The sequence below is a fragment of the Bacillus sp. AY3-1 genome, from assembly GCF_008368785.1.
Classification (GTDB): Bacteria; Bacillota; Bacilli; order Bacillales; family Bacillaceae_G; genus Bacillus_A; species Bacillus_A wiedmannii.
The window spans coordinates 1-13,721 of sequence record NZ_QORZ01000025.1 but is presented as its reverse complement, the minus strand read 5'-3'; the positions used below and the strand labels follow the sequence as shown (position 1 = coordinate 13,721).

Here is a 13,721-nt window from a genome sequence, read left to right as displayed (position 1 = left end):
TGAGAAATCAGCGGGATTTTTACATATTAGCTTCTCGTCATCTCATGCCCAATTGCACGATATCCTATATCACTTCGGTAAAATAGGCCATCACTCTCAATTTTACCGATTTCTTTATATACTTTGTCTTTCGCTTCTTGTAAACTATTCGCCTTGCAAGCAACAAATAGTACACGGCCACCATTTGTTACAAAGTCACCGTGCTTCATCGCTGTACCTGAATGGAAAACAATTACATCTTTCAGTGCATCTAATCCTTTAATAATGTCACCTTTTTTATATGCTTCCGGATATCCTTTCGAAGCAAGTACAACACCAATTACCGCTTCCTCTGACCACTGTAACGTTAATTCACTTTCATCTAATACAGCGTTACATACATCAACTAAATCATTTTCTAAGCGAGGTAATACTACTTCCGTTTCAGGATCACCAAAGCGTGCATTAAATTCAATTACCTTTGGGCCATCATTTGTTAAAATAAGTCCCGCATATAAAATCCCTGTAAACGATCGATTTTCTGCAATCATCGCTTTAGCAGTTGGATGTAATACTGTTTTTATCGCCTCTTGAACTGCTGATTCCGGAATTTGTGGTACTGGAGAATACGCACCCATTCCGCCTGTATTTGGACCTTTATCACCATCAAAAGCTCGTTTATGATCTTGCGCAATTACCATCGGATGCACAGTTGTTCCATTTACAAATGCCATTAATGAAAATTCTTGTCCATCTAAAAACTCTTCAATAACGACCTTCTTGCTCGCTTCGCCGAACTTCACATCTTGTAGCATTTCTTTCACAGCTTGTAATGCCTCTTCAAGCGTCATTGCTACCGTTACACCTTTACCAGCAGCTAGGCCGTCAGCTTTAATAACGATTGGCGCACCAACTTTTTGAATATACTGTACTGCTTCTTCATAGTCTGTAAAAGTTTCATATGCCGCAGTTGGAATATCATATTTTTTCATCAATTCTTTCGTAAAAGCCTTACTACCTTCAATAACAGCAGCCGCTTTATTTGGGCCAAACACACGAAGTCCCTCTTCTTTAAAGCGATCAACAATTCCATTCATAAGCGGAATTTCTGGTCCAACGAAAGTTAATCCAACATTATTCTCTTTAGCAAATAAAACTAATGCGTCAAAATCATTTTCATCAATATCAACTGGTATTGCAACATCGCGCATACCTTCATTACCCGGTGCTACATATACCTTTTCCACCTTTTCAGATTGCGCAAACTTCCAAGCTAAAGCATGCTCACGCCCACCGCGGCCAATTACTAAAACATTCATATTTCATCCCCCAATAATTAAATAAGTACAAACTAGAAGCTCTGCTCCTAGTTTGTTTTTTTCTACAATTACTCTATTAGTGTTTGAAATGACGTACGCCAGTGAACACCATCGTAATCCCATACTTATCTGCCACTTTAATAGAATCTTCGTCACGGATTGATCCGCCTGGTTGAATGATTGCTGTAATCCCTGCTTTTGCTGCTTCTTCTACTGTATCTGGCATTGGGAAGAAAGCATCAGATGCAAGTGCGCTACCTTGTGCTTTTTCACTAGCTTGTGTAATTGCGATTTTTGCAGAACCTACACGATTCATCTGTCCTGCACCTACACCAACTGTCATGTTATCATTCGCTAAAACAATTGCGTTTGATTTCACATGTTTTACAACTTTCCAAGCTAGTTTTAAATCTTTCCACTCTTGCTCTGATGGTTCACGTTTTGTCGGAATTGAAATTGTACTTTCATCTAATGATAACGTATCTTCCTCTTGAACGAGAAGACCACCTTGTACAGAAGTTAGTTTTTTGCTTGCACTTGTCGCTTTTTCAATATTTACAGTTAGTAGACGTAAGTTTTTCTTACTTTGCAATACTTCTAAAGCTTCTTTTGAGAAAGAAGGTGCAATAATGATTTCTAAGAAAATTTCGTGTAACTTTTCTGCTGTAGCTTTATCAATTTCACGATTTGCTGCAATAATTCCACCAAAGATTGATACTGGATCTGCTTCATAAGCGCGTGTGTATGCTTCATGAATATCAGTACCCACTCCAACACCACATGGATTCATATGTTTTACTGCTACTACTGCTGGCTCTGTAAATTCTTTTACAATACTAAGTGCTGCATCTGCATCGTTAATATTGTTGTAAGATAATTCTTTACCGTGTAATTGTTCTGCGTATGCAACAGAAGAAGTTACAGCGAATGGTGCTTTATAGAATGTTGCTTTTTGATGTGGATTTTCTCCATAGCGTAAATCTTGTTTTTTCTCAAATGTCACTGTTAATGTTTCTGGGCTTTCTTCACCCATTTGCTCTGTTAAGTAGTTAGAGATTAACGCATCATATGCCGCTGTATGACGGAATACTTTCGCTGCTAATTTACGTTTCGTTTCTTCTTTTACTTCACCGTTCTCTTTCAGTTCTGCTAATACAACATCGTAATCTACTGGATCTACAATTACCGATACAAATTTATGATTTTTCGCAGCAGAGCGAATCATTGTTGGACCACCGATATCAATATTTTCAATTGCATCAGCAAATGTTACATCAGGCTTAGCGATTGTTTCTTTGAATGGGTATAAGTTAACAACAACAAAATCAATTGGCTGCATACCTAACTCATTCATTTGCGCTACATGCGTTTCATTATCGCGAACTGCTAATAGACCACCATGAATGTTTGGATGTAATGTTTTTACGCGGCCATCCATAATTTCCGGGAACCCAGTTACTTCAGAAATACCAATTACTTGTAAGCCATTTTCTTCTAGTAATTTTTTCGTACCACCTGTTGAGATAACTTCGATCCCTTGTTCTAGTAAACCTTTAACAAATTCTACTACTCCTGTTTTATCTGAAACACTTACTAATGCACGCTTTTTCATTTATCCTTCACCCCTGGTTGTATGTTAGTTAACAGTTGGTTCTTTCACAGATTGAACAATTTGATTCACTGTATTTACGTATAATTTATGTTCAACTTGTTGAATTTTCTTTTGTAAGCTTTCCCTCGTATCCCCTTCAGAAACAACCACTGCTTCTTGCGCAATAATTGGCCCTGTATCCATACCTGCATCTACATAATGAATCGTTACTCCAGTTACTTTCACACCTGCTTCTAACGCTTGACCAACAGCATCTTTCCCTGGAAAACTCGGTAATAGCGATGGATGAATATTAATAATCCTCCCGCCGTAAGCTTCTAGTAGAGTCGGTCCAATTAAACGCATATATCCAGCTAAAATAACATAATCAATTTCATACTCTTCTAGCTTCTTTAATATTTCTTTTTCAAATGCTTCTTTTGACTCATATGCTTTCGCTGAAAAAGCGAAACATGGAATATGATGATAATGTGCCCGTCCAACAGCACGTGCTTCTGGTTTATCACATACTAATAAACTAATATCTGCGTCTAATCTATTTTCTTCCACCGCATTGATGAGAGATTGAAAGTTAGAGCCGCTTCCAGAAGCAAAAACTGCTAATCTACTCATAGTGCTTTGCCCCCATTGAAGGTAACGCCAGTCCCTTGTAAAGTACGTCCAATAATACGAGCTGTTTCTCCTTGCTCTTCAAGAAGACGAACAATATCTTTTGCCTCTTCTTCCTTCACTGCTACTACCATACCAATACCCATGTTAAAAATATTGAACATTTCTTTCTCTTCTAGTTTTCCCACTTCTTGAAGTAAACTGAAGATCGGTTGAATTTTCCAAGATCCTAATTCAATTTCTGCACCGATTCCTTCTGGTAACATACGTGGAATATTTTCAATGAATCCGCCACCTGTAATATGCGCCATACCGTATACTTCATATTTCTTCAATAGTTCTAAAATAGGTTTGACATAAATTTTCGTTGGTTTTAATAATTCTTCACCAAGAGGTAGTTCTAAGCGTCCGTAAATGCGATCTAAAGATAGTTCTCCATCTTCTAGTAATACTTTTCGTACTAAAGAATAACCATTACTATGAATACCGCTAGATGCTAAGCCAATTAATACTTGACCAGCTTCAATTTTTTCACCTGTTACAATTTTCTTTTTATCAACAATTCCAACTGTAAAACCAGCTAAATCGTATTCTTCCGTAGAATACATTCCTGGCATTTCAGCTGTTTCTCCACCAATTAATGCACAACCAGCTTGGCGACAGCCCTCTGATATACCTTTGACGATGTTTTCAATTTTACTAGGTTCAGCTTTACCACAAGCAATATAATCAAGGAAGAAAAGCGGCTCTGCTCCTTGGACAACAATATCATTTACACACATTGCTACTGCATCAATACCTATTGTGTCATGTTTATCTGCCATAAAAGCGAGCATCAATTTCGTTCCCACGCCATCTGTTCCAGATACTAATACAGGTTCTTCTAATGCAAATTTTGATAGATCAAACATACCTCCAAAACCGCCTAGACCGCCTAGTACTTCTTTTCTCATTGTTGTTTGTACGTGTTTTTTCATGCGAGATACCGCTTCATATCCAGCTTCAATATCTACTCCTGCTTGCTTATATGCATTCGCCATCGTTATTTACACCTCGTCTTTTAATTTCTCCCTATCCAGGGCTGGCCGTTTTAAGAAAGAAGCTAGCTTCTACATCAAAAGAAGTAGAAGCTTTTTTCTTCTTATTTCATACTTTCTAAAAGCTCTTGCTCATAATCATAAAGAGCTGTCGGATAATCTCCATTGAAGTACGCCATACATAGACCGCCGTATTTCCCTTCATATGGACGTCCAATTGCATCTACTAATCCATCTTCACTTAAAAATGTTAAAGAATCTGCTCCGATGATTTGACGGATTTCTTCTATTGAATTATTTGCTGCGATTAATTCTTTTCTCGTTTGAATATCAATGCCATAGAAACATGGATACTTAAGAGGTGGTGAAGCAATTCTTACATGGACTTCTGTCGCTCCAGCCTCGCGAAGCATACGAACAATTCGTTTACTCGTCGTTCCTCTTACGATAGAATCGTCAATCATCACAACTCGTTTTCCTTCAACTACGCCTCTTACTGCTGAAAGCTTCATCTTAACCCCTTGCTCACGCAGTTCTTGAGAGGGTTGAATAAACGTACGTCCAACGTAACGATTTTTAATTAATCCTAACTCATATGGAATTCCTGTCGCCTCCGCATAACCAATTGCCGCTGAAATACTAGAGTCTGGTACACCAGTAACAACATCAGCTTCAATAGGAGCTTCTGCCGCCAAACGTTTTCCCATGTTTTTACGTGCTGCATGGACGTTAATACCTGCAATATTAGAATCCGGACGTGCAAAGTAAATGTACTCCATACTACAAATTGCATGATCTACTTCATTTGTAAAACGATCTACATGAATTCCTTCATCATTGATGATAAGTAATTCACCTGGTTCTACATCACGAATGTATGTTGCACCTACTACATCAAAAGCACATGTTTCTGATGCTACAACGTAAGCATCTCCCATCTTTCCAATTGAAAGAGGGCGGAATCCATTCGGATCTAGCGCAACGATCATTTCATTTCCAGTTAGTAAAAGATATGCAAACGCACCTTTCACTTTATTTAGGGCCTCTTTTACACTTTCAATTAAAGTATCTTTCGTACTACGTTTAATGAGATGTAAAAGTACCTCTGTATCTGAACTTGTTTGGAAAATACTTCCCTCTGCCTCTAATTCACGACGAAGCATCTTTGCGTTAATTAAATTTCCGTTATGAGCTAACGCCATACTATGATCAGAAAAACGGAATAATAATGGTTGAACGTTAGCAACTTCACTTCCACCAGCTGTCGCATATCGTACATGTCCAATTGCTGATTTTCCGTTTAAGCCTTCTAGTTCACCTCTTGAAAATACTTCCGATATTAAACCTAACCCCTTGTGACCGACGATTTTCTCACCATTATTTACGACGATGCCTGCGCCTTCTTGTCCACGGTGCTGTAAACTATGCAATCCGTAGTACGAAACTTGTGCTGCATTTTCATGCCCCCAAATTCCGAAAACGCCACATTCTTCATTTAACCCCTTTATTTCAGCAAGCATGGGATTGCCCCTTTCCAAGCCTTTCTCATTTCATCTACATTTGCTGTAAGTAATACTTCATTTTCTTCATTATGAATTGTTACTTCATTTGTATTTGTCACTTCTCCAACTTGAATTGCTTCTACCGCCGTCTCGAACGCTTCTTTATTTTCACGTTTTACAGTTATAACGAAGCGAGATTGTGATTCAGCAAATAATGCCGTTGTTGCTTCTCCGTCTAATTTCACAGTAGCACCTAAACCTTTTGCACCAATTGCACTTTCAGTAATTGCAACTGCTAAACCACCTTCTGCAACATCATGAGCAGATTGAACAAGGCCAGCTTGAATTGCTTCTAATACTTGTTTTTGGCGCTTTAATTCTACATCTAGATCGATGCTTGGTGATTGACCGAAAATTTTGCCGTGAATCATTTTCTGTAATTCACTTCCACCAAACTCAGCTTTCGTCTCTCCAATTACATAAACTAAATCGCCAGCTTGCTTGAACTCTTGTGTTGTTACATGTTTTAAATCGTGTACAAGTCCAACCATCCCAACTGTCGGTGTTGGATATACAGCTTCACCACTACGTTCGTTATACATTGATACGTTTCCGCCGATAACTGGCGTTTGTAATGTACGACAAGCTTCACTCATACCATCTACTGATTTCTCAATTTGCCAGAAGATTTCTGGTTTTTCTGGATTACCGAAGTTTAAGCAATCTGTAATTGCAAGTGGCTCTCCCCCAGAACATACGATATTACGTGCTGCCTCTGCTACTGCAATTTTACCGCCCACTTCTGGATCTAAATAAATGTAGCGAGAGTTACAATCTGTCGTCATTGCTAATCCTTTTTCTGTACCGCGTACACGTACAACTGCTGCATCTGAACCTGGTGTAACAACTGTGCTTGTGCGAACTTGATAATCATATTGATCATAAACCCACTCTTTACTTGCAATCGTCGGTTGTTGTAATAGAGCGAATAACGTTTCTTTATAATTTTCTACTTTTGGTGTTTCCATTTTCATTGCCTGGAATTCAGCAAAGTATGCTGCTTCTTTTGATGGCTTATGATAAATTGGTGCTTCTTCTGCAAGAGCATCTGCTGGAACTTCAGCTACCTTTTCACCTTTATGGAATAAGCGAAGCATTTTGTCTTCCGTTACTTTCCCCATCGTAACGGCTGCAAGACCATACTTCTCAAATAAATCTACTATTTCTTGCTCTCTACCCTTTTTCACAACGATTAGCATACGTTCTTGTGATTCAGATAGCATCATTTCATATGGTGTCATTCCTGTTTCACGCTGTGGTACATCATCTAAGTACATTTCAATACCCATACCTGCTTTACTTGCCATTTCTGCAGAAGATGATGTTAAACCAGCTGCACCCATATCTTGAATTCCAACAAGTGCATCCGACTGAATAAGTTCTAAGCAAGCTTCAATAAGAAGTTTCTCCATAAATGGATCTCCTACTTGAACTGCTGGACGCTTCGCTTCTGAGCTTTCAGATAACTCTTCAGATGCGAATGTTGCACCGTGAATACCGTCACGACCAGTTGATGCCCCTACGTACATTACTGTATTTCCAGCACCGTGCGCTTGCCCCTTTTTAATATCTTCATGATTAATTAAGCCTACGCACATTGCATTTACAAGTGGATTTCCTTCATAACATGGATCAAACTGTACTTCGCCACCAACAGTCGGAATGCCGATACAGTTACCGTATCCTGCAATCCCTGCCACTACTTCTTCGAATAAATATTTCACACGTGGTGACTGTAATTCACCGAAGCGAAGTGAGTTTAATAGAGCTACCGGGCGTGCTCCCATAGAGAATACGTCACGGATAATACCACCAACGCCTGTTGCTGCTCCTTGATATGGTTCAATAGCAGAAGGATGGTTATGACTTTCCATTTTAAATACAACCGCTTGATTATCACCGATATCTACAATTCCAGCACCTTCCCCAGGTCCTTGCAGAACGCGCTCACCTGTTGTTGGGAATTTTCGAAGTACTGGTTTTGAATTTTTATAACTGCAATGTTCAGACCACATAACAGAGAATAATCCTGTTTCTGTATAATTTGGCAGACGGCCTAAAATCTTTTCAACCATGGCAAACTCTTCGTCTGTTAGCCCCATTTCCGCATATATGCGCTCTTCTTTAATTTGTGTTGGATTTGGCTCAAGCATTAACGACATATGTTTCCCTCCACTGTTTTAAGATAGATTGAAAGACTTTTAACCCTTCAGCACCGCCAAGTAATTCATCTACAGCACGCTCTGGGTGTGGCATCATACCAAGTACATTTCCTTTTTCATTTACAATACCAGCAATATCTGAAACGCTTCCATTCGGATTTTCTACGTAACGGAATGCGATTTGATTATTCTCTTCTAATTGTTTAAGAGTCTCTTCATCACAATAGTAATTCCCCTCACCATGCGCGATTGGAATATTGATTACTTCATCTTTTTCATATTGTGATGTAAACATCGTTTCATTATTTTCAACACGCAGCTGAACTGTTCGGCACATAAATTTTAAGTTTTCGTTTCTCATTAACGCTCCTGGTAGTAATCCTGATTCAACAAGAATCTGGAATCCATTACATACACCTAAAATCGGCTTTCCTTGCTCAGCAGCTTTTTGCACTGCTTTCATTGCGTTAGCAAAGCGAGAAATAGCACCACAACGTAAATAGTCACCGTAAGAGAATCCACCAGGTAGTAAAATTGCATCATATTCATCTAAATTCTCTCTATCGTGCCAAACGTAATCTACTTCTTCACCAAGCTCATCTTTAATTGCATGGAACATATCGACATCACAGTTCGAACCTGGGAATACTATGACTGCAAATTTCACTGTGCGACAACCTCCTCAACTTCATAACGGAAGTCTTCCATTACAACGTTTGTTAATAGTTTTTCACACATTTCTTTTACCTTTGCGTCAAGGTCAGATACTGATTTATCAATTGTTAATTCCATATATTTTCCGATTCGAACGTCTTGTACTTCTGTGAACGAAAGACTATGAAGTGCCCCTTTTACTGCTGTTCCTTGTGGATCTAATACGCTTTCTCTTAACGTTACATATACCTTAACTTTATACATGTGAAATTCCCCCTAAACGTTTTAAAATCTCTTCATAAGCTTCTGTTAAATTTCCAAGGTCACGACGGAATACGTCTTTATCAAATTTTTCATTGCTCGTTTCATCCCATAAACGGCAAGTATCTGGTGAAATTTCATCTGCTAAAATGATTTCTCCTTCATCTGTTACACCAAACTCTAATTTGAAATCTACTAGTCTTACACGACAGCTTGCGAAATGATCAATCAACACTTGATTGATTTGTAGAGCCATATCTCGTAATACGCTTACTTGCTCTGGTGATGCAACGTTTAATACACGAATATGATCTTCCGTTACAAGCGGATCTCCTAAATCATCATCTTTGAAGTAAAATTCTACGATTGGTTCTGCAAGTACAGTTCCCTCTTCCATTCCTAATCGTTTTGAAAGACTTCCTGCAATTACATTTCTTGTGACAACTTCTAGAGGAATAATACTCACTTTTTTAACAAGTTGCTCTGTTTCAGATAACTTCTCTACAAAATGTGTTTTTATTCCTACTTCTTGTAACTTTCTGAACAATAAAGTTGTAATCTCATTGTTCAAACGACCTTTTCCTGTAATCGTCTCTTTTTTCTCCCCATTGAAAGCAGTCGCACTATCTTTGTACTCTACCCAAACCATATCTGCTGATTCTGTACGATAAATTCTTTTTGCCTTACCTTCATACAGCAATTCTAGCTTTTGCATTTCGCAAGCCCCCTGTAGTTTGAAAAATGTGAATAATGTTTTTATAAAGAATGGCACAGAATGACTCTATTCTGTGCCATATGAAATTTTACGCTTCGTTTAACCCAAGGCGTTCAAAGATTGTATCAACGTGTTGCATATGATGCTCATAGTTGAAGCATTCATTAATTTCTTCTTGTGATAACTTGCTCGTAATACGCTCATCAGCTTCTACAAGCTCTTTAAATTGTACTTGTGTTTCCCAAGCTTCCATCGCTTTAGGCTGTACGATATCATAAGCTTCTTCACGTACCATACCTTTGTCGATTAATGTAAGCATTACACGCTGAGAATAAATTAAGCCGTATGTTCTTGTCATATTGCGTTTCATATTCTCTGGGTATACAGTTAAGTTTTTAACGATATTACCAAAGCGATTTAGCATGTAATTTAATGCGATTGTAGCATCTGGTAAAATTACGCGTTCTGCCGAAGAGTGAGAAATATCACGCTCATGCCATAATGGAACATTCTCATAAGCTGTCATCATATAACCGCGGATAACACGAGCTAAACCAGTCATATTTTCTGATCCAATTGGATTACGTTTATGTGGCATTGCAGAAGAACCTTTTTGGCCTTTTGCGAAAGCTTCTTCAACTTCACGTGTTTCACTCTTTTGTAAACCACGAATCTCAACTGCCATCTTTTCGATAGATGTTGCGATTAGTGCAAGTGTTGACATGTAATGAGCATGGCGATCACGTTGCAATGTTTGTGTTGAAATTGGTGCTGCTTCTAATCCTAAGTTTTCACAAACATACTTTTCTACGAATGGATCGATATTTGCGTATGTACCAACCGCACCAGATAATTTACCAACGCGAACTGTATCAGCAGCTTGTTTGAAACGCTCTACGTTACGTTTCATTTCTTCATACCAAAGACCAAGTTTTAAACCAAATGTTGTTGGTTCTGCATGAACACCGTGTGTTCTTCCCATCATGATCGTGTATTTATGCTCTTTCGCTTTGTTAGCTAAAATGCTTACAAAGTTTTCTAAGTCTTTTAATATGATTTCATTCGCTTGTTTTAAGATGTAAGATAACGCTGTATCTACTACGTCTGTAGATGTTAAACCGTAATGAACCCATTTACGTTCCTCACCTAATGTTGGTGTTTCTGATACAGCACGAGTGAATGCAACTACGTCATGACGTGTCTCTTTTTCAATTTCATAAATACGATCAATATCAAATGATGCATGCTCACGAATTTTTTTAACATCTTCTTTTGGAATATCGCCAAGCTCAGCCCATGCTTCACAAGCTAAAATCTCAACTTCTAACCACGCTTTAAATTTGTTCTCTTCCGTCCAAATTGCACCCATTTCTGGGCGTGTATAACGACTAATCATCTTTTTCCCTCCAACAGTTGTTCTTGATGGTCCCAAATATGCAAACTCTTTGCTTTTTCTAGAGCGACTTCAATATTATCATTTAAAATATTAACATGCCCCATTTTTCGCTGCGCTTTTGCTTCTTCTTTTCCATACAAGTGTAAATAGCACCCGGTTAATCTATTCACTTGTCTTAGGACCCCTTCTATATGTTCGCCTAAAATGTTTACCATGACAACTGGTTTTAACAAATTTGTTTCTCCAAGAGGTAAATTACAGATTGCTCGAATATGTTGACCGAATTGACTCGTTTCACATGCATCCTGTGTATAGTGTCCTGAATTGTGAGGTCTTGGTGCTAATTCATTAATATAAATCTCACCATCAGCTGTAGCAAACATCTCTACCGCTAGTGTTCCCACAAGTTCTAGTTCATCCGCGAGCACTTTTGCATAAGCAATTGCTTTTTGAGAAAGTTTTTCTGTAATGCGAGCTGGAACGATAGATTCATGCAAAATGTTATTTACATGAATATTTTCCGCTACCGGAAATACTTTCGTTTCACCACTTACACTACGAATCACAATAACTGATACTTCTTTTTCAAAAGGCACCCATTTCTCTAAAATACACTCTGCTGCATTCGCAAGCTCTCGCGCTTTATCAACGTCAGCCTCACTTCTTAAAACAACTTGACCTTTCCCATCATATCCGCCTGTCGTCGTTTTCAAGACGGAAGGATATGATAACTCAGTAATTGCTTCAGTAAGCTGATCTTGATTTTGAACTAATCTATACGTTGCTACTGGTAGCCCAGCTTTCTCAATCGCATTCTTTTCTGTAAAACGATTTTGTGTTTTACTTAACAACTGACTGCCTTGCGGTAAGTAAGCATGTTTTTCAAGCCATTGTAAACATCTATAATCAATATTCTCAAATTCATATGTGACAACATCACTAATCTCCGCTAAATGCTGAATTGCTTTTAAATCGTCATATGGTGCAACAATTTCAATATCAGCAACTTGTGCACATGGTGAATTTTTTGTAGGATCTAAAACAGCAATTTTATATCCCATCTCCTTAGCTGCCAATGCCATCATTCTTCCTAGCTGGCCGCCTCCAATAATGCCGATTGTTTTTCCAGGTAAAATGATTCTCGTCATACTAGCTCACTACCTTCGCGCACATCTTTTTCAATCGCTTCTCTTCTCAATTCTAATGCATCATGTATATCATCATGGAATGATCCAAGTATTTGTGCAGCAAGTAAACCAGCATTTGTTGAACCAGCCTTACCAATTGCAACAGTTGCAACTGGAACCCCTCCTGGCATTTGGACGATGGATAATAATGAATCTAAGCCGTTTAACGCTTTTGATTGAACTGGAACTCCAATTACAGGAAGATTCGTTTTCGCTGCAACCATTCCTGGTAAATGCGCTGCGCCACCAGCTCCAGCAATAATAACTTTCAACCCACGTTCACGAGCCGTCTCTGCATATTCAAACATATAATCCGGAGTCCGATGAGCAGATACAACTTTTTTCTCATACGGTATATTTAATTCATCTAAAATGTCACAAGCATATTTCATTGTTTCCCAGTCTGACGTGCTTCCCATTATGACTCCAACTAGTGATTTCATATTAGAATCCCCCCGATTCAAATAAAAAAAGCCTGAAATAGAACAGTTTCTCTTTTACTATGAGAGAAAGCGCTCTACTCAGGCATACGTATCCCTTGTGAATAGAAAAATACCGAGTGACTTTCCCTCATAGTCTAACGAATAACGGTCGTTAGGTAGAGACTTGCAGGCCATATCCCCGCGATTATATGAGGTCTTATATATTATTCTTTCTATGGCTATATTAACAATATTTCATAAACAATGTCAACAAATAATCGAATGTTTTTTTATTACTTACCAATAACGTTCGTGTTTTAGTTATATTCAAAAGAATAATTGTAACTATATGCAAGAAGGATAAGAAATTAGAATATATATTTCTAGAGATCTATTGTACACATAACGGTTTGTATACTTATTTCGTATGCTTTAATATAAAGCATATCGTTTATATTCATTATATTTATAAGGAAGACAATAATGATTGAATACTTATTTATATCATCCCACTTTTTAAAATATATACTTGTGGTAGAAATAATGTTTCCTATCATAGAGATTATTTTAGGAACACTCGGAAAACCTAGAAAATAAAAAATCATTGCTAGTACTTTAAATAGCCTCATTTTCATTCTTTAAGATTACTAAATTTATGAATTTTAACAGGTGATACATAAAAATAAACACAAAAAAACCTAAGTCGAATCGACTTAGGTTTTTGCTTGGCGACGTCCTACTCTCACAGGGACAAGGTCCCAACTACCATCGGCGCTAGAGAGCTTAACTTCCGTGTTCGGTATGGG

The 13,721-nt window shown here is 38.1% G+C and carries 12 protein-coding genes, 1 rRNA gene and 1 riboswitch; all 13 genes read right to left on the bottom strand.

From position 1 onward, the window contains the following. Positions 1–26: 26 nt before the first annotated feature. Entirely contained in the window at positions 27–1,298 is a 1,272-nt protein-coding gene (gene purD / locus DN389_RS23400) for a phosphoribosylamine--glycine ligase (protein WP_098190598.1), read from the bottom strand. A gap of 76 nt (positions 1,299–1,374) precedes the next feature. Continuing rightward, entirely contained in the window at positions 1,375–2,910 is a 1,536-nt protein-coding gene (purH, locus tag DN389_RS23395) for a bifunctional phosphoribosylaminoimidazolecarboxamide formyltransferase/IMP cyclohydrolase (RefSeq protein ID WP_000745431.1), read from the bottom strand. A 24-nt stretch (positions 2,911–2,934) separates the two neighbouring features. Then, positions 2,935–3,522 (bottom strand): phosphoribosylglycinamide formyltransferase, encoded by a 588-nt coding sequence (gene purN / locus DN389_RS23390; RefSeq protein ID WP_000088568.1) that lies wholly within the window; start codon positions 3,520–3,522, stop codon positions 2,935–2,937. Then, entirely contained in the window at positions 3,519–4,559 is a 1,041-nt protein-coding gene (gene purM / locus DN389_RS23385) for a phosphoribosylformylglycinamidine cyclo-ligase (RefSeq protein ID WP_098190599.1), read from the bottom strand. The genes purN and purM overlap by 4 nt, the downstream gene beginning before the upstream one ends. Positions 4,560–4,660: 101 nt before the next feature. Continuing rightward, positions 4,661–6,076 (bottom strand): amidophosphoribosyltransferase, encoded by a 1,416-nt coding sequence (gene purF / locus DN389_RS23380; protein ID WP_000879036.1) that lies wholly within the window; start codon positions 6,074–6,076, stop codon positions 4,661–4,663. Next, positions 6,061–8,280, bottom strand: coding sequence for a phosphoribosylformylglycinamidine synthase II (gene purL / locus DN389_RS23375; protein WP_088080319.1), 2,220 nt, complete (start codon positions 8,278–8,280; stop codon positions 6,061–6,063). Before purL ends, purF begins: the two co-directional genes overlap by 16 nt. Next, entirely contained in the window at positions 8,264–8,947 is a 684-nt protein-coding gene (purQ, locus tag DN389_RS23370; RefSeq protein WP_000666772.1) for a phosphoribosylformylglycinamidine synthase subunit PurQ, read from the bottom strand. The genes purL and purQ overlap by 17 nt, the downstream gene beginning before the upstream one ends. Further along, positions 8,944–9,198 (bottom strand): phosphoribosylformylglycinamidine synthase subunit PurS, encoded by a 255-nt coding sequence (purS, locus tag DN389_RS23365; RefSeq protein ID WP_000278821.1) that lies wholly within the window; start codon positions 9,196–9,198, stop codon positions 8,944–8,946. Before purS ends, purQ begins: the two co-directional genes overlap by 4 nt. Then, the gene (purC, locus tag DN389_RS23360; protein ID WP_001170543.1) at positions 9,191–9,910 is read right to left on the bottom strand and encodes a phosphoribosylaminoimidazolesuccinocarboxamide synthase; all 720 of its coding nucleotides are present in this window, start codon (positions 9,908–9,910) and stop codon (positions 9,191–9,193) included. The genes purS and purC overlap by 8 nt, the downstream gene beginning before the upstream one ends. 88 nt (positions 9,911–9,998) lie before the next feature. Then, the gene (gene purB / locus DN389_RS23355; RefSeq protein ID WP_000625686.1) at positions 9,999–11,306 is read right to left on the bottom strand and encodes an adenylosuccinate lyase; all 1,308 of its coding nucleotides are present in this window, start codon (positions 11,304–11,306) and stop codon (positions 9,999–10,001) included. Next, on the bottom strand, positions 11,303–12,454 hold the full coding sequence (gene purK / locus DN389_RS23350; protein ID WP_000196789.1) for a 5-(carboxyamino)imidazole ribonucleotide synthase: 1,152 nt from the start codon (positions 12,452–12,454) through the stop codon (positions 11,303–11,305). The genes purB and purK overlap by 4 nt, the downstream gene beginning before the upstream one ends. Then, a complete protein-coding gene (gene purE / locus DN389_RS23345; protein WP_000839367.1) occupies positions 12,451–12,936 on the bottom strand; it encodes a 5-(carboxyamino)imidazole ribonucleotide mutase in 486 nt (161 codons plus the stop codon). The genes purK and purE overlap by 4 nt, the downstream gene beginning before the upstream one ends. Before the next feature lie 110 nt (positions 12,937–13,046). After that, positions 13,047–13,148, bottom strand: a riboswitch (purine riboswitch). A gap of 490 nt (positions 13,149–13,638) precedes the next feature. Then, positions 13,639–13,721: ribosomal RNA gene (rrf, locus tag DN389_RS29355) — 5S ribosomal RNA — on the bottom strand; the annotation flags it as partial.